General features: G+C 40.9%; 20 protein-coding genes. 14 read left to right on the forward strand and 6 right to left on the reverse strand.

Going from position 1 to position 19,383, the window contains the following annotated elements; all coding sequences use genetic code 11:
- Positions 1 to 170 precede the first annotated feature (170 nt).
- The 8 genes from AC29Z1_RS02265 to AC29Z1_RS02300 all read left to right on the forward strand — a co-directional run bounded on the left by AC29Z1_RS02265 (position 171) and on the right by AC29Z1_RS02300 (position 7,638).
- Positions 171 to 1,847: a sensor histidine kinase gene (locus AC29Z1_RS02265; RefSeq protein WP_488269835.1), complete on the forward strand. Its 1,677-nt coding sequence runs from the start codon at positions 171 to 173 to the stop codon at positions 1,845 to 1,847.
- Positions 1,840 to 2,628 carry a response regulator transcription factor gene (locus tag AC29Z1_RS02270; protein ID WP_488269836.1) on the forward strand — a complete coding sequence of 263 codons (789 nt, stop codon included), beginning with the start codon at positions 1,840 to 1,842 and terminating at the stop codon, positions 2,626 to 2,628. Before AC29Z1_RS02265 ends, AC29Z1_RS02270 begins: the two co-directional genes overlap by 8 nt.
- A 90-nt stretch (positions 2,629 to 2,718) precedes the next feature.
- A complete protein-coding gene (locus AC29Z1_RS02275) occupies positions 2,719 to 3,108 on the forward strand; it encodes a secondary thiamine-phosphate synthase enzyme YjbQ (protein WP_488269837.1) in 390 nt (129 codons plus the stop codon).
- A 1-nt stretch (position 3,109) separates the two neighbouring features.
- Positions 3,110 to 3,391, forward strand: a complete 282-nt coding sequence (locus AC29Z1_RS02280) for a DUF503 domain-containing protein (protein WP_488269838.1) — start codon at positions 3,110 to 3,112, stop codon at positions 3,389 to 3,391.
- Between the two features lie 210 nt (positions 3,392 to 3,601).
- The gene (locus AC29Z1_RS02285; protein ID WP_488269839.1) at positions 3,602 to 4,855 is read left to right on the forward strand and encodes a dicarboxylate/amino acid:cation symporter; all 1,254 of its coding nucleotides are present in this window, start codon (positions 3,602 to 3,604) and stop codon (positions 4,853 to 4,855) included.
- 165 nt (positions 4,856 to 5,020) lie between these two features.
- Positions 5,021 to 5,752 (forward strand): peptidase C39 family protein, encoded by a 732-nt coding sequence (locus AC29Z1_RS02290; RefSeq protein ID WP_488269840.1) that lies wholly within the window; start codon positions 5,021 to 5,023, stop codon positions 5,750 to 5,752.
- Positions 5,753 to 5,930: 178 nt separating this feature from the next.
- Positions 5,931 to 6,515, forward strand: a complete 585-nt coding sequence (locus tag AC29Z1_RS02295) for a TVP38/TMEM64 family protein (RefSeq protein WP_488269841.1) — start codon at positions 5,931 to 5,933, stop codon at positions 6,513 to 6,515.
- Between the two features lie 310 nt (positions 6,516 to 6,825).
- On the forward strand, positions 6,826 to 7,638 hold the full coding sequence (locus AC29Z1_RS02300) for a nitroreductase family protein (protein ID WP_488269842.1): 813 nt from the start codon (positions 6,826 to 6,828) through the stop codon (positions 7,636 to 7,638).
- Between the two features lie 126 nt (positions 7,639 to 7,764).
- Here AC29Z1_RS02300 and AC29Z1_RS02305 read toward each other — a convergent pair whose 3' ends face one another.
- Positions 7,765 to 8,304, reverse strand: a complete 540-nt coding sequence (locus tag AC29Z1_RS02305) for a hypothetical protein (protein ID WP_488269843.1) — start codon at positions 8,302 to 8,304, stop codon at positions 7,765 to 7,767.
- A gap of 436 nt (positions 8,305 to 8,740) precedes the next feature.
- Between AC29Z1_RS02305 and nspC the strand changes: the two genes are divergently transcribed.
- The 4 genes from nspC to AC29Z1_RS02325 all read left to right on the forward strand — a co-directional run bounded on the left by nspC (position 8,741) and on the right by AC29Z1_RS02325 (position 12,956).
- Complete coding sequence (gene nspC / locus AC29Z1_RS02310; protein WP_488269844.1) at positions 8,741 to 9,844, forward strand: carboxynorspermidine decarboxylase; 1,104 nt, start codon at positions 8,741 to 8,743, stop codon at positions 9,842 to 9,844.
- Positions 9,845 to 9,882: 38 nt separating this feature from the next.
- A complete protein-coding gene (locus AC29Z1_RS02315; protein WP_488269845.1) occupies positions 9,883 to 11,142 on the forward strand; it encodes a saccharopine dehydrogenase family protein in 1,260 nt (419 codons plus the stop codon).
- Positions 11,143 to 11,344: 202 nt separating this feature from the next.
- Complete coding sequence (locus AC29Z1_RS02320) at positions 11,345 to 12,499, forward strand: HD-GYP domain-containing protein (RefSeq protein WP_488269846.1); 1,155 nt, start codon at positions 11,345 to 11,347, stop codon at positions 12,497 to 12,499.
- Between the two features lie 238 nt (positions 12,500 to 12,737).
- Complete coding sequence (locus AC29Z1_RS02325) at positions 12,738 to 12,956, forward strand: hypothetical protein (protein WP_488269847.1); 219 nt, start codon at positions 12,738 to 12,740, stop codon at positions 12,954 to 12,956.
- A 74-nt stretch (positions 12,957 to 13,030) separates the two neighbouring features.
- On the opposite strand, the gene AC29Z1_RS02330 is transcribed toward AC29Z1_RS02325, so the two are convergent.
- The 3 genes from AC29Z1_RS02330 to AC29Z1_RS02340 all read right to left on the reverse strand — a co-directional run bounded on the left by AC29Z1_RS02330 (position 13,031) and on the right by AC29Z1_RS02340 (position 15,607).
- Complete coding sequence (locus tag AC29Z1_RS02330; protein WP_488269848.1) at positions 13,031 to 14,038, reverse strand: methyl-accepting chemotaxis protein; 1,008 nt, start codon at positions 14,036 to 14,038, stop codon at positions 13,031 to 13,033.
- Positions 14,039 to 14,329: 291 nt separating this feature from the next.
- On the reverse strand, positions 14,330 to 15,151 hold the full coding sequence (gene dapB / locus AC29Z1_RS02335; RefSeq protein WP_488269849.1) for a 4-hydroxy-tetrahydrodipicolinate reductase: 822 nt from the start codon (positions 15,149 to 15,151) through the stop codon (positions 14,330 to 14,332).
- 144 nt (positions 15,152 to 15,295) lie between these two features.
- Positions 15,296 to 15,607: a zinc-ribbon domain containing protein gene (locus AC29Z1_RS02340; protein ID WP_488269850.1), complete on the reverse strand. Its 312-nt coding sequence runs from the start codon at positions 15,605 to 15,607 to the stop codon at positions 15,296 to 15,298.
- Positions 15,608 to 15,937: 330 nt separating this feature from the next.
- Here AC29Z1_RS02340 and AC29Z1_RS02345 point away from each other — a divergent pair, with 330 nt between their 5' ends.
- Positions 15,938 to 17,179: an SGNH/GDSL hydrolase family protein gene (locus tag AC29Z1_RS02345; RefSeq protein WP_488269851.1), complete on the forward strand. Its 1,242-nt coding sequence runs from the start codon at positions 15,938 to 15,940 to the stop codon at positions 17,177 to 17,179.
- Positions 17,180 to 17,378: 199 nt separating this feature from the next.
- Positions 17,379 to 17,957: an N-acetylmuramoyl-L-alanine amidase gene (locus AC29Z1_RS02350; RefSeq protein WP_488269852.1), complete on the forward strand. Its 579-nt coding sequence runs from the start codon at positions 17,379 to 17,381 to the stop codon at positions 17,955 to 17,957.
- A 72-nt stretch (positions 17,958 to 18,029) separates the two neighbouring features.
- Here the strand turns inward: AC29Z1_RS02350 and AC29Z1_RS02355 are convergent, their stop codons facing one another.
- Entirely contained in the window at positions 18,030 to 18,446 is a 417-nt protein-coding gene (locus AC29Z1_RS02355) for a PaaI family thioesterase (RefSeq protein ID WP_488269853.1), read from the reverse strand.
- 123 nt (positions 18,447 to 18,569) lie between these two features.
- On the reverse strand, positions 18,570 to 19,383 hold an 814-nt coding region (locus AC29Z1_RS02360; RefSeq protein WP_488269854.1), incomplete at its 5' end, for a 2-hydroxyacid dehydrogenase.

Here is a 19,383-nt window from a genome sequence, read left to right on the forward strand (position 1 = left end):
CAGATGATCATAATAAATAAAAAGGCTATCGACAATACTTTGTCGACAGCCTGACAGGGTTCCCATAATGGGGACCCTGTTTTATAATGAAAACAATGATATTTTTTATGGAAAGCAATCAATAAAAAATTGGTGAAGACATGGAAAAAACCGTAACATTTAAAGACTATATGAAGCGCGTATTTGTCCGGTATATCGTAGCATTGATCTGTCTGATGTTTATCATATTTTTCGCTTTTATGCTGCTGAATTACCGGTTATTTGTTGTGAAGGCAAATACTGACTGTAATCAAACGGTAAGCCGCTTTATTGCCGATCAGTGGAATCGTTATCACAAGGGCATCAAAGATTTTGCAGAAAGGGAAGAACTAACCAGAGCTATTATAGAACAGGATCAGCTTCGTGATGTTAATCAATTATTATATGAGTTTTCGCTTAGCCAAGAGCTTAGAACTAATTTTGTATTGCTAAATCATGAAAAAGAGATAATTGCTACTAATCTTTATAAAACAAACAAACAGATGTTTTTAGCCAATCGAACCATTCAGGAAGCATTAACGAGTGTAGCTACTGATCCAGGTAAGACCTATAGTGGCGTCGTGCATATTCCTTTTGAGCATGGCCAACAAGCAAACTTAACATTTATCAGGGCGATCATGGCTAATAATAGGATTATGGGATATCTGGTTTTTTGTTTGCAAGAAGATAGTTTTAGTACCCTTATGCGTAACCGCGATGCCGATATTATTGTCATAACCGATGCTTTTAATAATGTCATTTTTTCTACCAATAGCCTGTTGATCGATTCACTTGGTAAATATAAAGATGACTCAGAAAATAAATCTACCATTGTTATCGACAAAAAGCCGTTCCATGTTACCACCAATACGATAGCGGACAGCAATATCAGAATCATTACCATGATTTCTGTTGCACAACAACAACAAATTATTCAGTTTGGCACGATTTTCCTTATTTGCATTAGTGGCTTTTTACTTCTTTTGATGCGCTTTTTGGCCGATAAGGTAACAGAACGCCATCTCTACTCCATCGATGAACTGCTATATGCAGTTAATGAATGTCGGCAAGGTAATATTAACTACAGAATTAAGTCGCAGACGTTTGAAGAATTTCAAATGCTGTATGACAATTTCAATCGCATGATGATCAAAGTTCAGCATTTGATTCAAAGTAATAACGAAATGGCTGAACGCAAGCGGGTAATGGAAGTCAAACATCTGGAAGGGCAGTTTAACCCTCATTTTGCCTTTAATGTACTGGAAGCACTGCGGTATGAAATCTTAATTAATCCGGATCAGGCAGCCAAAATGGTGGTGGCTTTTGCCAATCTGATGCGTTATAGTATCAATTATGGCAGTACGCATGTGTCTTTAAAAACCGATATCGGTTATGTGCGGGATTATCTTTTACTCCAAAAAATGCGGCACAATCAGCGTTTAGAGTATAGTATTGATATTGATGAAGCTATTTTAACCTGTAAGGTGCCTAAACTGCTCATTCAGCCGATAGTAGAAAACAGCATCATCCATGGGTTGGAAAAATCCAAAAAAATAGTCATCCAGATTACTGGCCGTGTGGTGGATAATCAGCTTGTACTTTGTGTCGAAGATGATGGACCAGGTGTTGACCAAGCACAACTGGAAACGCTGCAAGCTGTGCTTAACGATGAGAATGCGATGCCTGAGCGTATCGGTTTGTATAATGTTCACCGGGTGGCACAATTATTATATGGCCAAGCGTATGGTCTTACCATTGAGTCTGCTCATGGGAAGGGTATGAGGGTTCTATTGAAGATACCTGCGATATTGGAGGATAACGATGTATAAGGTCTTGGTTGTAGAAGATGAGGATATCATCCGCAAAGGGCTTATTTTTATGGTGGATTGGCTGAAAGTAAATTGCGTTGTGGCTGGTGAGGCAGCTGACGGCGAAGAGGGACTGATGAAGATCAAAGAAATTCGCCCGGACATCGTAATTACCGATGTAAAAATGCCCTGTAAAGATGGTTTGAAAATGCTGGAAGAAAGTATTGGTGAGTACGAGTATGAGGCCATTATTATATCCGGTTATGGCGAATTTGAATATGCGAAAAAGGCTATTTCCCTCAATGTTACCGAATACTTACTCAAACCCGTTGATTTTGATCATCTGTACAAAATTTTAGAGAAACTTACCAGTAAAATTGAAACCAAGAAAAAAGTACAAAAATATGTAGCGGCATTGGAACATATATCCACTGATAAGCTAATTGATCCTCATATTCTGGAGGCAGATACCAGCAAATATACCAGCAAGATGCTGGAGTATATTAGAACCTGTTATGCCCAAAAAATATCCATTAATGATCTCAGCAAGAAATATGGTATTTCCAGCACATATTTAAACTTAAAGTTTAAAAAGGAGACCAATTATACCTTTAATGATTTTTTAAACCGTTATCGTGTCCTTCAAGCGGTAGAATTGCTCAAGCAGGACAAGTTGAAAGTATATGAAATTGGTGAGACCGTAGGTTTTCAGGACTATAAATATTTCATTCTGGTTTTTAAAAAATATATGGGCTGTTCCCCGGGCAAGTTTAGGGAAGCGATGATGCAGACGCCGGAATAATGGATTCTGAGCCGGCATATTGACAATGTTATTGTTAAAAAATGTTACTATAGTAAATTATCTCATAAAGGTAATAACGAGGTGAAGTGGATGGAACAATTTTGGCTGGATACTCCGGTAAAAGGGTTTATCAATATTACGGCACAAGTAAGGGAGTATGTCCGGCGCAGCCGTATTCAGCAAGGAATCTGCCAGGTATTTGTACCCCATACGACTGCAGGCGTAACCATCAATGAAAATGCTGACCCTGATGTGGTTGCTGACATGCTAAAAGCGCTTGACCAGATGGTTCCTAACCTTCCGTATAGGCACCGAGAAGGCAATTCGCCGGCCCATGTAAAGAGTTCATTAGTAGGTTCATCCATTACTGTACCGGTTGTAAATCATGATTTATTTTTAGGTACATGGCAGGCAATTTATTTTTGCGAATTTGACGGTCCACGGCGTCGCCAGGTTGCCGTTCAGATTGTCGGAGGCTAATATGCAGGTTGCCATTTGTACTATCGAACTGTTTTTACCTGATGTCGGCTCGCTCAAGGCAAAACGGCAGATTATTAAGCGGATTACCGAGCGGATTCGTTCACGGGTAAACGCATCAGTAGCTGAGACAGAATTCCAGGATTCCTGGCAGCGAGCCGTGATTGGTGTGGCCATGGTAAGCAGTAGCGGTGTCTTGTTAGACAGGCAAGTTAACTTTATCCGTGACATTGTGGATGAATGTCCGGAAGCAGAAGCTGTGGAATTTTTGGTCGAATATGTGTAAGATACTGGGGAATCCTAATGTATAATTGGGTACACTGGCTTGAAAGATAGGTTTGCTTCTTTGATCATGTGTTGAATAGCAATAAAGCTGTAGAGGAATAATTTCTCTGCAGCTTTATTACTATTCATTGCCTTGCGATGGTTATGAAGGTTAGTTTGTATTGGTCTTGCAGCAGCTATTTTTACGAAAGGAACTAGGTGATCTAATATTATGAAATTAATTTTAAAAGATTATGTATTTTCTGTTATTTTATTAGGCTCAGTTCTTATTGGTGGGGCAGTGGGGGCAGTGTTAGGCCCGCAAGCTTCGGTCCTTAAACCGTTAGGAGATTTGTTCCTCAATCTGTTATTTATGATTATTGTACCTATGGTGTTCTTCAGTATTGCCTCGGCGATCGCGTCGATGGGAGAAATGACACGGCTAGGCAAAATTATGGCCAGTACGGTTCTGGTGTTTTTTGCTACGGCTTTTCTTGCGGCAGTATTGGGGCTTGGAGTTACCTTGCTTATGAATCCAACAGCGGGAATTGATTATTCTTCATTGCAAAATGTTGTTCAGTCTGAGCCGAGCAGTCAGGATAAAGCAGCCCAGATTAGTATTTTGGAGCAGTTGGTGAAAACCTTTACGGTAGCTGATTTTTCGCTGATACTTTCTAAGTCTCACATTTTGCCTTTAATTGTGCTAGCGGCATTGACCGGACTAGCTACAGCTTTAGTGGGTGAAGCAGCGAAACCGGTTGCTGCCTTTCTGGCAGCGGCAACTCAGGTCATGATGAAGATAGTCCAGCTTATTATGTATTATGCACCCATTGGGTTGGGAGCCTATTTTGCTAATGTGGTCGGAGAGCTTGGAACACAAATCCTGCAGGGGTATTTACAGACATTTATTACTTATTTAGTCTTGACTATTATTTATTATTTTGGCTTTTTTAGTCTCTATGCCTATATTGCCGCAGGCAAGAACGGGGTTAAGGTATTTTGGCGCAATGCATTAGCTCCATCGGTTACGGCGCTTGCTACCTGCTCAAGTGCTGCTTCGATTCCTATTAATCTAGTGGCGGCAAAGGCGATTGGGGTACCTAAAGATATGGTGGAAACCGTTATTCCGTTGGGCGCTAACATTCATAAAGATGGTTCTGTTTTTGGCGGGGTACTAAAAATCGTTTTTTTATTTGGTATTTTCGGCATGGATATGAGTAATTTTTCTACCTGCCTGGGGATTGTGGGCGTATCTTTTTTGGTTGGGGCGGTTATGGGAGCCATTCCCGGCGGCGGTATGATTGGCGAAATGCTGATTATTAGTGTTTATGGTTTTTCGCCAGAAGTTCTTCCCATTATTGCAGTCATCAGCACCATCATTGATGCCCCGGCAACATTATTAAATTCTACCGGCAATGTGGTTTGCTCAATGCTTATTGCCAGATTGGTAGAAGGTAAAAATTGGCTTAAGAAAACATACGCATAGGTTTACAGGAGCTAGACAACTTTATTTTTTCTGTTTTTGCACAGGCCTGTTCTTAGCAGTAATTATTTATATTTTGCTGTCATACATTAGTGACAGTAGCTGCAATCACCGCTTTACGATGATGGTAGGAGATTGCTGCTAAGCGTAGGCGTATAGGAGGGCAGTATGGTTGCCAAATGGATACAGGTTAATTGTTGGAGGTCAGCATTACTTTGTTTTTGCCTTTTAATGTGCTATGCAACGACAAATCTTGCTGGCGAAGATGTCAGCCTGCCGCCGCCAAACTCAACTGGTGCTGCCAACTACTATGAAATGAAATCAAGTCCCTACTATATATCGCTTGGCGTTAAAGGCTATCAACAGACTACTGATTATACCTGCGGTCCGGCTGCGGTCATGTCCCTCTTGCATTGGTATAATCTTCTAGGTGAGGAAGCCATGAACCACGCAACGGAAATGACTATCGCCCGGGAAATGGGAACCGGAGATATGAATTCTAAGCGGCCTGGTACTACCCCAGAGCAGATAGAACAATGGTTAAAGAAAAACGGATTTCACGTAACTGTTGGTTATAATGGAACTATTGGACTACTTCGTGAAAACCTGAAAAAAGGAATACCTACACTGGTGGAATGGATTGACTGGGGCGGACATTGGGTGGTAGTGACCGGGTACTATGCAGCTTCTGAATCGCCCACGAAAGGGCCTGACACTATTTTTTTTGCCGATCCTGCAGTTCATTGGTTCTCGATAAACAATCCGGATGGGATATCTTCTTTTAATGCTTTACGATTTCAGGATATGTGGTTTGATGCTCAATACCTTAATCCTGGTCATGTGGTACGGAATGTATATATTATTGCTACTCCGCAAAAGGATTTACGCCAACGAAATTAAGGTGCACATTTTAGGCGTGGATTTGCTGGCTTGTATTATAGTGGTTTGGTGCATGAGAGATTTAGTAAAGATTTAGCTTTACATAAAAGTGATAAAAGGTATATAATTGATATCTATGAGATACTACAGTCAAACAGTTGTTAGGCCGGCCATTGTCACATGTTTTGCCGGTTTTATTGTGATAGGGATTGGATATGTTTACCTATTGGGGATAGAACGGTTTAAACCAGAAACCATACGGACTCTGATGTTATCCTTAGGATACTGGGGTCCGCTGCTTTACATAGTGTGCAATATCCTGCGGCCGTTTTTCTTTTTTCCTGCTGCCATTTTGGGTTTGGCTGGGGGCTTGGCGTTTGGGCCTGTATGGGGAACGATATATTTGATTATTGGCACTGTTTGTGGGGCCGCTTTATGTTTTTGGACTGCTCGGCTTTTGGGACATGATAGGCTCAAATTGTGGACTAAAGGAACATGTTTGGAAGAATTGGATAATCAGGCAACAACGCATGGCTTTAAAACCATATTGCTTCTGCGTTTGGCTCCCGTTATTCCGTGGGATGCCGTGAGTTTTCTTGCAGGATTGTCAAAAGTTCGATTTTGGCCATATGCATTGGCAACTGTGGTAGGCAGTGTGCCTGGAGCTATTGCGTTTTGTTATTTTGGCAATGTCATGGTTCAATCTTGGTTAATAGCTGCAGGTGTTGCGGTAAGCATTATAGTAATAAGCGTATGGCTGCGAGTATTTTGTCGGGGACATTAGAATACACTGGAATATACTAAAGTTGATACATACCATGGTGAAGAACACTGGTTGGTTAAGTGGCGGAACCCCACGGTTTTACGTTTAATGACGAGGCGCTTTGTTATGAACCCGCTAGCTAATATGGTCAAATGCAGAGAATCGAGTAGTCGACTACCCATTTGTTTGGTAGATGACTACTCGATTGTTATTAATTGGAAAATGTTTCTTGCTGTAAAGGGAAATTGTATTTCTTAAAAATATGAACTTGAAGGAATTTTAGCAAACATGCAGAATTTACAAGAATCTATGATAAAGGAGAATTGGTGTAGTGAAACTTATACAAGTCGATCAAGAAAAGTGTATTAACTGTGGCTTTTGTGCTCATGTCTGTCCGTTGGGAATTATCGGTATGGGAGAGCAGGGACCGTACTACTCAGAGGGGAAGTGTATTGCTTGCGGGCACTGTGTCGCTGTCTGTCCACAGGCTGCTTTAGATAATCGCAAAGCGCCTTTAGCTAAACAAACGCCTCTTCCTACTAAGCCTGTGCTTGATGCCGATACGGCGGCCCTTTTCCTTCGTTCACGGCGTTCTATTCGCGCATATAAGGACATGGCCGTACCACGGGATAAAATTGTTCAACTTTTGGATATTGCCCGGTATGCACCGACTGGCGGCAATTTTCAAGGAGTCAGCTACTATGTCTATGATCAGCCGGAAACTTTACGCCAATTTACGGCGTTGACCATTGACTGGATGGAGGAAGCGATCAAAACTGCATCTGTGTGGGCTCCGTATTTTTCTAGTGTGGTTACCAAGTATCGGACAACTGGGGTAGATGTAATTTTGCGAGGAGCTCCTTGTTTGGTGGTAGCGGCTGGGGCTAAAAGTATGCTTGCACGCTTCCGGGATAACACCCATTTTTCGTTGGCGTATGCTGAGCTGTATGCGCCAACGCTAGGACTGGGGACTTGCTGGGCAGGATTTTTAGAGGCTTGTGCCGCTAACGGCTATCAACCGTTGCTGGATTTGCTGGATTTGCCAGAGGAGCTTGGTGTCACTGGCGCGCTGATGGTTGGTTATCCCCAATACACCTACAAACGATTGGTAGAGAGAAATCCTTTACAAATTACTTGGAAGTAGTGTCAGTGTCTGCCCTATAAAGGAATATCATGGTATCCGGGGTAAATACAAAAAATACTACCAGGGCAGGTGTGAATTTGCTCCTGGTAGTATTTGGCTTTGATGTGTTAGTTTTAGGGACACATGTTAGAAGTTGTAACTTGCGCCGAAGCCTACGCCATCAAGTCTTGAGAGACCATCTTCCTTGTAAGATTTGTAACCAAGGTGGAGGGCGGTTTGATTGTTCAGCTTATAATTTACGCCTGTTTGCCACTCAGTAGCAATACTGCTGGAAGTTACTGAGGCATAACCATCAAGACGTGATGCCAGGTTGGTATTGGCACCAATACCGTAAAACATTTTATTTGGCCCGTCACTGTAGTGTCGGTTTCCGAGTATAAGGCGAATGTTTGAATCTAGTTTATAATGTGCATAGACGTCAGTAAGGTTAGTATGGGTGCCTGGAACGGTATAGGTGTTTCTTTCAAGACCAAGAATTACTTTATCGGAAACTCCATTTTCCAGATAGAAACTGTCGTCATCAAAGTCTACTCCGGCTGCATCTAGGTTGTAGTGGTTATACCCTAATGAAGTTTCGTCATGTTGTACGTCGGTAATTGGTGCAGCAAAGCTAACGCTGGCTACCAACATAGTTCCTGCGAGAAGGGTTAACACTTTTTTATTCATCATATATCCTCCTTCAAAGCAATACCCTAATGAATGATGGCTGCAATAGATTTTGCCATCTACCAAACAATATCATTAAAGTATGACAAAACTATGACAATAGCAAGGATTTTAGGAAGTAGTTTGGCTTTCCGTTTTATATACACGCAAATACATTTGAACAATTTGGTTGCTATAGCTAACTACGTAAATAATAGCAATCTATGGATGAAACAACAAGTAAATAGATTTTTTGCTAGTTTTTAAAGAAATATCGACAAATGAGCAGATTTTTGCTATTATTAATGAGAAATAATATAAAGTAGTTACGCAGTGAGATGGCTGCTTGGTTCATCAATCCGGTTTAACGGGTTGCACAGGGCGAGGTGGCTCGTTTTTATGTCCTGAGCCCAGGCTCCTATTTGGAGAATAATTACAAAAAAAGGAACGTTGCTGAATGAAGATTGCTACACCTTACTATCTTATTGATGAAAAAAAATTGCTGCGCAACTTACAAATCATTGAACAGGTGCGACAGCATTCCGGAGCTAAGTCGGTATTGGCGCTCAAGTGTTTTTCTACATGGTGTGTATTTGACTTGATGCGCCAGTATATGGACGGAACTACCTCTAGCTCACTGTATGAAGCCCGACTGGGCTATGAGAAGTTCGGCAAGGAGACTCATGCGTATTGTGTGGGTTATTCTGAAGAGGATATTCGAGCGGTTGCCGGATTTGCCGACAAAATCATTTTTAATTCTGTTTCCCAGCTAGAGCGGTACTATGACATTGCCAAGAATGCTAAACTTGGTTTACGCGTAAACCCCGGAATCAGTTACTCGCATTTTGACTTGGCCGATCCAGCACGAAAATATTCACGGTTAGGCGTGGTGGATAAAGCCCTGCTGGCAGAACAGCTTCCCCGTATCAGTGGTTTAATGTTTCATTATAATTGCGAAAATGATGATTTTGACCAATTTGCTGTGCAGTTGGACACTATTGGTGAACGGTATGGGGATATGCTCAAGCAACTTCAATGGGTAAGTTTGGGCGGCGGCTTATATTTTACTAAAGAGGGCTATCCAGTTGAAAAATTTAGTAAAAAGCTAGCAGAGTTTGCTGACAAATTCAATGTGCAAGTGTATTTAGAACCGGGTGAGAGTGCTATTACTGGCTGTGCCGAACTGGTCACCCGTGTAGTTGACATAGTGCATAATGAAATGGATATAGCCATTGTTGACGCTTCGGTAGAAGCACATATGCTGGATTTATTGATTTACCGATTATCTGCCAAGATGGATGTTGGCGAAAATGGAAATTATCGATACATGGTTGCCGGGCGTTCGTGTTTGGCTGGTGACGTTTTTGGCATCTTTAATTTTAAAGATAAACTAACGATTGGCAGTGAAATACGGTTTGCCGACGCAGCTGGTTATACTATGGTAAAAAAGAATTGGTTTAATGGATTGCAGATGCCAGCCATTGTTGTGCGAAGGCTGGATGATACGATTGAGGTTATCCGCGAATTTGGATATTCCGATTTCATAAATAGTTTATCCTGATAAAAATATAAATTTTATAATAAGAAAAGGAGAGAGAAATGAGAAAAAATGTTTTGATTATCGGCGCCGGGGGAGTAGCTCATGTAGTTGCTCATAAATGCGCCATGAACAATGATGTGTTAGGTGACATTTGTATTGCCTCACGAACCCAAAAAAAATGTGACACTATCATTGAAAGCATACGTCGAAAGAATCATCTGAAAGACCCAACTAAAAAACTGTATTCACGGACAGTGAATGCGTTAGATATTCCATCTTTGGTTAATTTAATCAAAGATACTCAGTCGGAAATTGTCATTAATGTAGGGCAGTCCTATATTAATATGTCGGTTTTGGAAGCTTGCATTCAAACCGGCGCTGTGTATATGGACACAGCCATCCATGAAGAGCCTGACAAAGTTTGTGAAAACCCACCCTGGTATGCCAACTATGAATGGAAACGTAAAGGTCGTTGTGCAGAAAACGGAATTACCGCAATTTTAGGCGTTGGTTTTGATCCTGGTGTGGTTAATGCATGGTGTGCTTTGGCCCAAAAAGAGTATTTTGATACCATTGATACTATTGATATCATGGATGTTAATGCAGGCAATCATGGCAAGTATTTTGCCACTAATTTTGATCCAGAGATTAACTTACGGGAATTTAGGAAAGTATGGACTTGGATTGACCGTAAATGGGTGCTGCAAAAAGTTCATTCCATAAGAATGGATTATGATTTCCCGGTGGTAGGAAAATGTCCGATATATTTGACAGGACATGATGAACTGCATTCGCTTTCGCAAAACATTGATGCAAATTCCATTCGTTTTTGGATGGGCTTTAGCGACCATTATCTGAATGTGTTTAATGTATTGAATAATATCGGACTTCTTTCGGAAAAACCGGTGAAAGTAGCCGAAGGTATTGAAATTGCACCGATTAAAGTATTAAAAGCCGTATTGCCAGATCCGTCTTCTTTAGCGCCTGGTTATACCGGTAAGACCTGTATCGGCAACTATATCCGTGGAACTAAAGATAATAAACCGCGGGAAATCTTTATTTATAATACCTGTGATCATGCTGAATGTTATAAAGAAGTTGAGTCTCAGGCCATAAGCTATACGGCAGGGGTGCCGGCAGCGGCGGCAGCTATTTTGGTTGCCCGTGGCATATGGGATGTAAAACATATGGTGAATGTAGAAGAATTGGATCCAAAACCATTTATTGATTTACTGGCCACAATGGGGTTACCGACAGAAGTTCTTGAATCGCCTGCTCCGTTTACACCACCAGTTATCGAATCTTTAGAATCTGTATAATTCCCAAAATGATACCCTCCTGTAGATGCCTTTTGGCAACTCAGGAGGGTATTTTTTTGGAAATGTGAACCAAAATATTGGTAATGACTTGTTTCGTCTATAAAGAATTTTTAATTATGTTCGATAATATATATAAATATAGTTATGTAATTACATTTTTACAGCTGATAGGCGACATGCTTATCATGAAAAGGAGGAATCTATGCAGAGTATATCTTTAGATGAAATACAACCAGGCATGTACCTATCTAAGCCACTGATTTCATCTGATGGTACGGTGTTGCTTCATGAAGGTGTAGAAATTAAGGAGAGGTATATTCGTTATCTTCGCAATAAAGGTATTGAAACATTGTTTGTCGGTTATCCTGAGCTGGTGGTAGATGAGAGTGAATCAGAGGATTTTAATACTCCCCAACAGCGAAAAGAAACCATGGACACTGCTCGCGAGATAGTTAAACAGTTTCGTGTCGGTAAAGGGATAAACCTCAGCCGTGTGCAAAATATGGTTACTAATTTCATCAATCAGCTTGAACAAAATCCGGAAATTATGATTCATCTTCTGGATATACGCCGAAAAGAAGCGTACATGTTTTCTCATGCCGTTAATACTTGTATTTTGTCAGTCATGACTGGTCTTGCCCTAGGGTATGATCAACAGCAGTTACGCGAACTGGGGCTGGCAGCTATGCTGCATGATGTTGGAAAAACAAAATTTACCAGATATGTGGCACAACAATTTCCTCCCTTTTTGACAAAGTATGAGCGTGATGAGTACAAGCGACATTGTTATTACTCATTAGAGATATTACGCGAAAATAATGTTTTGTCCAACGAAGTGACTAATGCAGTCTTTCAACATCATGAGCGCTGGAACGGCAGTGGCTATCCTATGGGGCTTAGGGGAGACAATATTTGCGAGTATGCGCAAATTATCAGCATCGCAGATGTATATGACCGTTTAATTGCCGGCGTACCTTATCGGAAGCCTACACCTGTATATTTTGCGGTTGCTATTTTAAATCAGGCAGCAGGCGAGTATTTTAATCCGGCTATTGTCGACATTTTTACCCAAAATGTAGCCGTTTATCCCATGGGTAAAATGGTACGGCTTAGTAATAATCAGAGCGGCTTGATTTTAGGGGTAGGCATAAACAGCAAAACGACTCCGGTAGTCCGCATTGTATCCAGTCAAGACAGTAGTACCATGAATCAGTTGGTTGAACTTGATTTAAAGAGAAATCCAGGACTTTTCATTATTGATTTTGAAGAATTAACTCCGACTTTTGCGCAGGTTTATAATAATCATATTCAACGTCCGAAAGAATGGCAGATACAGCCAGGATCATTTCTGTCCTGACTCAGATGCAAAGTGCAACTGGCAAGACATCACGAAAGTGTTAACTTTCGTGATGTCTTGCCAGTTGCCATTTAACAAAGAATACAAAAAAAATCTAAGTGTAATCCCTGTAATTTTTTGGAATAATATGGTATTGTTTTAATTAAGATTAGGGTTAGTAGGAAGGGGGAGTAAAAAAGTAAAAAAATAGTCATACTAAATACAGGAATTTTCTGATTTTTGGCGAAATTATTAAAAAATGGTAAAGGAGATGGTTCCGGTGTCGGCAATTAGCTTAGGTTCTACGACCTACTGGTTTAGTGAAGATATGGAAGAACAGGTTGTGGTTTTAAACGGCGAATACCTCTTGTTAAACTCCAATACCAGAAGAGTAGAAAAGCTTGGGAGAACCATTGACGAAGCCAGAGAAGCATTAAAGGTACTAGGAAAACATGAGGAGTTTCCTACATTCGGGTGATATAGACAGATAAGAAAACAAGCCGTTTACTACTTAAGTGGCGGCTTGTTTTGGTATGCTTATTATCTTTTTTATTAAATGGTTGCACTGGCAATCGCAGACCAGTTTTTTCCTTTGTATGCATTATAACCGCGAGTATGCGCATAGCCGTAAATCTTAGTGTTGCCATTAGGTTCGTTTTTAATGATAAAGCCATAGGTTTCACCGCGCATGGCTTTTTGGGCTGCTTCCAGGTGCTTAAGATTATCAACTAAAATGCCTTTGCGGCTAGGATGGGCGATAACATAGCCGTCCTTATTAATGATAAAGATATCGCCATTTTTTCCAACACGGGCTGTATCTAATATGTCGTAAATGTAATCCCAGTTAAACCGGGAGGAAAAATAGCCAATAATTTCTCCGGTATCACTGCGAACCGGACAAGAGTAAGCTACTGTATATCGTTTCTCAACAGAGGAAAGGTATAGGTCGCTTACTGAAATGGCTTTAGCCGTTTTTACCTCCTGAAACCAGCTCTTATCAGCCATGTTTTTGCCAATGAGATCACGCCGTACACCACTAGCTACGATGGTTCCTGTGGTATCAAGCACATAAAGATCAAAATATACTTCATAAATTTCAACAAGTGTTTGCAGCAGACGGTTTGCTTGTTCAATACGGTCAGGTGCTGTGGAGCAAAGGGCGTTTTTTACCTGTGGAAAGCCTGCCCAGGCTTGTGCGTCGCAGTTGCGCTCAAACAGGTTACGGTCAATTTTATCAATGATATCATAGGCTAAGTCAGCGGTTCGTACGGCCATAACTTCATTGGCTTTAGACTGAATGTTTTCGATGATTCTGGTGCTTTCTTTGGTAGAGGAAAAACTGCGTGTAGCTAATTTTTTGATCTCATCGGCTACGACTCCAAAGCCTCGTCCCGCTTCACCAGCACGCGCAGCTTCGATTGCTGAGTTGAGTGATAAAAGATTAGTTTGTTGTGCAATTTCTTGAATTGTACGGATAACCTTGCCCATCTCATTGTTTGCTCTTTTTAACTCACCTAATAATATGGATGCATCGATGTTGTGGTTACTTGTTTTTTCCATATTTCACTTTCACCTCAAATATTATGAGGCTTGTCTAAATCTTAGACAAGCCTCATTGCCATGATTACTATAATTATAGTAATAAAACACTAATTTTGTCAACGGATGTTTACAAATTAAATACATTTGTGTGCAATTTAACATATATTATATCTTAGTAGGACAGAAAAATAAGACTACCATCTAGATGATAAAGTAGTCTTACTATATTTTAATACAAGAAGTATTTATTGTTGTTCTACTGATATCCATAGATTACCTATACACCTCAGTAAACATCAGTTTTATGTATTATGCCGGGTCTTCTTTTTCTAGCGCAATGGCTTGTTCATGCAGGACTACATTTTGGCGGCGTCGCCGTTGGCGCTCGACTTCGAAAATATCGCTCATTTCGTAAAAACCGGTTTTGCCGACTATGAATTGAGCCGCTTTATAGGCGCCTTGAGCAAAAGCTACGCGGGAGAAGGATTCATGAGTAATTTCAATTTTGTCAAACTCACCACATATTAACACTTTATGCTTACCGACAATACCACCTGACCTAACAACATGCTCAGGAATTTCTTTCGGAGTGGCTAAGCGATTACGAATTCTATTGGCAATTTTTATAGCAGTACCTGATGGTCGATCCTTTTTATATTTATGATGTTCTTCGAAAACATCAAAGTCATAATCACCTAAAATTTCGGCTGCGATTTCAGCCATCAACATCAGAACGTTAACTCCATAGGTAATATTGGGAGCCATTACAATACCGATATGTCCTTTATCAGCCAAGGATTTAAACTTCTCAATTTCGGCTAGATCATAGTCTGTTACCGCTGTTACTACGTTTACGCCGCACTTAGCTAGTGTGTGTATGTTTTCTTTCAGAAAGTGGTGACTAGAAAAGTCAATGAGTACATCGGGTTTCTTATGAAAAAGTTTTCTTTCTAAATGCGCGGTTGTTTCGAGCGTGATTCCTGTGGGTTTGATGTTTAACACCTCACCCAAATCCCTGTTAGCATTTAAATTGTTTGGTTTGCAAAGTACCATGCAGAGCGAACCTTGTTCCAAAAGATACTGGGCTACGATTCTTCCTGTTCTTCCCAAGCCGACAAGCGCAATTTTCATCCAGTAACACCCCCCAGAATTTTACTTACAATTATATTCTAACTTAGAAGTTGTTAGTTGTCAATTGGCCGAGCTTGGTCTTTTTTTAAACAAAAAATGACATATAAAAACCCCTCGCTGTTGTCGCAAGGGGTTTGCATTGTTTTAGTAACGTCTGCCGTTTTGTTGGTTAAAGCAGTCTCTACAATATACAGGACGATCACTGCTAGGACGGAAGGGAACTTGGGCTTCCGCTCCACAAGCAGCGCAAATGATGGTATGCATTTCGCGTTGGTGGAAGCCGGAGTTGCGACCAGCGCCGCCACGATTGTTTTGCTGTTTGCGGGCAGCACGGCATTCTGGGCAGCGGCTAGGTTCGTTAGTGAAACCTTTCTCTGCAAAGAAATCTTGTTCAGATGCTGAGAAAATAAACTCAGCGCCGCAATCGCGGCAGGATAATGTCTTGTCTTGGGCCATGATGTATGACCTCCTCATAATAGATTACCCTACATTGGCTAAGAAGATTTACGCATTGGGCTTCTCTATAATGAGAAGGACTAATGGAAAAATTTCTTGAAGCACGGGTTAAGTTAACTATACTATGGTTTCAGAGAAAAGTAAAGCTTAAAAAATAATTATATGTCAGTTGTGGCAAAAATGTTTTTTGACATCCTCATTTATATATAATAAATGATTGTGGTTATAGTTACCAGGAAAAACTTGCAGGATTTTGCTAATGTATCAAGAAATGTAGATCTTAGCTGATGAAAAACAAATGTATAGTAGTAGTATAACGGAGGCGAAGGTTTGAGATTAGCAAGAATAATAGTCCTGATAGCAATACTAGTTTTTTTAACCGGAACAACAGCAGCACAGGCAGGTAAAATTCGGTTATTATGGCCCAATGCTGTAGACGCAGTCATGTATGAACTAGAAATAGCCAGCAATGCGGTAAAGGAAGATATCCCAGCGCCGCCAACGCAGGTAATTTATACAACCACTAATATATATACACCGGGTGTGGAGTTAGATTTAGCCTTGTTTAAACATCAGGATATCGAAAAACTGTATTACCGGGTTCGCCCTTTGGATTTAGATGAGAATCCAGTTGGGCCTTTTACGCAGCCAGTGTTGCTTTCGCAGGCAGAAGTAAATCCAGATCAGGCAACTCCGACTGCTCTCTTTACTAACAATCCGGTACCATTATATCCTGTATACTCGTGGATTCCTGTATTAGGGGCTGCACGTTATGAGATTGAAGTAACAAACCAGATGCCGGATATGCAAAATAATACGGAACCGTCTCCTTACCGGGTGCGCTCTTACTCTATGGGACCAGGGTTTGATTTTTATGATCCTGTACCATTTACCCAACAAGGCGTGTATTATTGGCGGGTAAGAGCCTTTGACCAAGATAATCGAGCTCTGGGAGGATACTCTGAGGCTGTTGCGTTCAAAGTAGAAACAGACAGCTACCAATGGGCAGCTTATGGAGATAGCATTACTCATGGGGGGGGAGCCGTATCTAATCCTCCTTCAGATGAGAGATTTGATTATTCCCATTACTTATCGGTCCCTGTTAAGAATCTAGGTAAAAGTGGTGATACGGCCGAGGCTTTGGTGGAACGGTTTGAAGCCGAGGTTTTGCCGTTTAAACCTAGATATTTGCTAATTTTGGGAGGAACAAATAGTATAAGGGGCGGGTCTTCTGCTCAACAGGTGATTGACTCATTGCAAGCTATTAAGAAAAAATGTAAGAAAAATGGTGTTACGCCAATATTCTTAACTCTTCCGCCTCTAAATCCTGACCGCATACAACGGGTGTTTCATCAGGAAACTGCTAAGAACTGGCAGCAAGAATTAACAACAGTCAATGCATTTATTAAAACTCAACCTTACTATATTGATATATACAGTGTGTTAGCTGATGAAAATGGTTTGTTACCAGTCAAATATGCTCAGGATGGGTTACACCCGGACATTGCCGGTAAACGGGTTATAGGTTATACAGTCGATGCGTATATCAGAAACTTGATTAGTAGTCGCTAAGGTTTTCCTATTTCGACAATACGATGTTGCGAGTCAAAGTTTTCTTTGGCTCATTTTTTTTGAAACTGTTTTTACCGTAATCAAAAAACTTTGGCGTTTAACTACTGAGGTACAAAGAATGTAATACTATAAATGCTGATTGAAAGTGATAGGTAAACACCTGCGGTTACACGTATAACCACATAAGGGAGGAAGTTTCGTGGCGAAGATTTGTATTGACCCCGGACATGCTGGTGGAAAAACCGACCCGGGGGCAGTTAATCCCATAACCAACTTACAAGAAGCTGATGTAAATCTGGCAGTTAGTACGCTGGTGAAACAATATCTGGAGGCTGTGGGGTATCAGGTTTTATTGACAAGGACTCAGCGGGAACAGCCAGAAACCCATAGTGTAAGCTATCGCTGTAATCTTGCCAATCTTTGGGGAGCCGATTTGGTAGTATCTATTCATTGTAATGCAGCAATCAGTGCGCAAGCTCATGGTACTGAAATTTACACAACATTAGGAAAGACAGAGGGGGATCGGTTAGCTACTTGTATTATTAATCAGATAACGTCAGCCTTTCCAGAGTTATGGCTACGAGCAGACTGGGATGATGGTGATCCGGACAAAGAACAAAACTTTATATATTGCGATATACAAACGCACCAGCAGCACTCCTGGAAATGGCTTTTATTTCTAATATGGAGGAAGCGGCAAAACTGGCAGATCCAGGCTGGCAGAATGAAATGGCACGAGCTGTGGCTAGGGGAGTCACCGATTATTTTTTTTAGGTAATGTACATGTAAAAGCCAATAGACAAAAAAAGTCCCCTACTTCCTAATTAGAGAGTAGAGGTTTCCGCGGCTTCTAGATAAATGAACCGATTACAAAAAAAGTTCCTCTGGCTTTGGCTACTAAACGGTTCGCACCGTCCAAAATATCTGCTTCTACAACCATCGTTCGGCTTCCGTTATGTATTACCGTTGCAACCGCAGTAATCGCTTCTTGGCATTCGACTCCACGGATAAAATTCAAATTCATTTCCAAAGTTACGACTTTCTTGCCGGTAGTTCCACAGGCCATTCCCATAGCAGTGTCGGCCAGCGAAGCCAGAGAGCCGCCGTGAGCCACCTGGTATAGATTGGTATGCTTATCCTGAAGCACAGGCATTGATAGTTTTGCTGTATTTACATCTAAATCTATAATTTTCATTTCTAACAGGTTTACAAAATGATTGTACGAATAAATTTCTAATAAATGTTGCTTTAATGCTTGATCTAACATATTCTGCCTCCCTGATAGTGATAACCATTATTGTAACATACTTCTGTCGATTGATCATTAAAAAAAGAATATGTTACTGCCCCACGCACATAAGTAGCCGTGGGGCAGTGTTTTATGAGGTATTTAACTTACGACATTTATAGGCTTTCCTTTAATAAAAGCTTCTATATTATTTGTCAGGAGATGAATGAGTCTTTGGCGGGTTTCAAGTGGTTTCCAGCCAATATGCGGGGTCAGGATGACGTTGTCCATGTCAAATAAGGGATTGGTTAATTCAGGGGGCTCAGGGTCTTGGACATCTAGGGCGGCACCAGCGATTGTTCCTGTTTGGAGGGCTTCAATTAAGTGTTTTTCGTTGATAAGTGCTCCGCGCGAGGTATTTATAATAAAGGCCGATTGTTTCATGAGTGCTAAACTGTCTTGATTTATAATGTGTTTTGTTTCAGGGGTGAGGGGGCAGTGGAGGGAAACAAAATCACTCTGTCTTAGCAATTCTTCTAAAGCAACTGATTTTATTTGGGGGTCGCTCCACGTTTTTGGGGTTCGGCTATAGACAACGACGTTCATGCCCAAGGCACGGGCAATTTTGATTACCTGCTGCCCAATGCTGCCAGCCCCAATGATGCCTAGTGTTTTATTCTGTATCTCAAAATGAGGTACTAGCAAATGTTTCGTGAAATTATCATAATTTTTTTGCTTAATCATGATTTGCTGTTTTGTCAGCGAAGCGCTTAGACTTAGTAGGAAGGTAATTGCTAGTTGCGCAACTGCTTCTGTGCTATAACCGGGAATATTGCAGACAGTTATGCCTTTTTCTCTGGCAGCGTTTACATCGATATTATTATACCCTGTACCAGCTTCGCAAATGAGTTTGACTGTTGGTGGGAATTGTAGGATGAGTTCTCTTCCTAAAGGCAGTTCTTTGGTAATGACAATG

This window comes from Sporomusa sp., from assembly GCF_057736855.1.

Coding starts and splice junctions, on each gene's coding strand:
- dapB (WP_488269849.1), bottom strand. CDS start 15,151: ATGAAAATTGCGCTTGTCGGCTTGGGAAGAACAGGAAGAATCGTAGCC.
- AC29Z1_RS02315 (WP_488269845.1), top strand. CDS start 9,883: ATGAGAAAAAATGTTTTGATTATCGGCGCCGGGGGAGTAGCTCATGTA.
- AC29Z1_RS02305 (WP_488269843.1), bottom strand. CDS start 8,304: ATGAATAAAAAAGTGTTAACCCTTCTCGCAGGAACTATGTTGGTAGCC.
- AC29Z1_RS02275 (WP_488269837.1), top strand. CDS start 2,719: ATGGAACAATTTTGGCTGGATACTCCGGTAAAAGGGTTTATCAATATT.
- AC29Z1_RS02330 (WP_488269848.1), bottom strand. CDS start 14,038: ATGGAAAAAACAAGTAACCACAACATCGATGCATCCATATTATTAGGT.
- AC29Z1_RS02265 (WP_488269835.1), top strand. CDS start 171: ATGAAGCGCGTATTTGTCCGGTATATCGTAGCATTGATCTGTCTGATG.
- nspC (WP_488269844.1), top strand. CDS start 8,741: ATGAAGATTGCTACACCTTACTATCTTATTGATGAAAAAAAATTGCTG.
- AC29Z1_RS02340 (WP_488269850.1), bottom strand. CDS start 15,607: ATGGCCCAAGACAAGACATTATCCTGCCGCGATTGCGGCGCTGAGTTT.
- AC29Z1_RS02280 (WP_488269838.1), top strand. CDS start 3,110: ATGCAGGTTGCCATTTGTACTATCGAACTGTTTTTACCTGATGTCGGC.
- AC29Z1_RS02290 (WP_488269840.1), top strand. CDS start 5,021: ATGGTTGCCAAATGGATACAGGTTAATTGTTGGAGGTCAGCATTACTT.
- AC29Z1_RS02325 (WP_488269847.1), top strand. CDS start 12,738: ATGGTAAAGGAGATGGTTCCGGTGTCGGCAATTAGCTTAGGTTCTACG.
- AC29Z1_RS02320 (WP_488269846.1), top strand. CDS start 11,345: ATGCAGAGTATATCTTTAGATGAAATACAACCAGGCATGTACCTATCT.
- AC29Z1_RS02355 (WP_488269853.1), bottom strand. CDS start 18,446: ATGTTAGATCAAGCATTAAAGCAACATTTATTAGAAATTTATTCGTAC.
- AC29Z1_RS02270 (WP_488269836.1), top strand. CDS start 1,840: ATGTATAAGGTCTTGGTTGTAGAAGATGAGGATATCATCCGCAAAGGG.
- AC29Z1_RS02285 (WP_488269839.1), top strand. CDS start 3,602: ATGAAATTAATTTTAAAAGATTATGTATTTTCTGTTATTTTATTAGGC.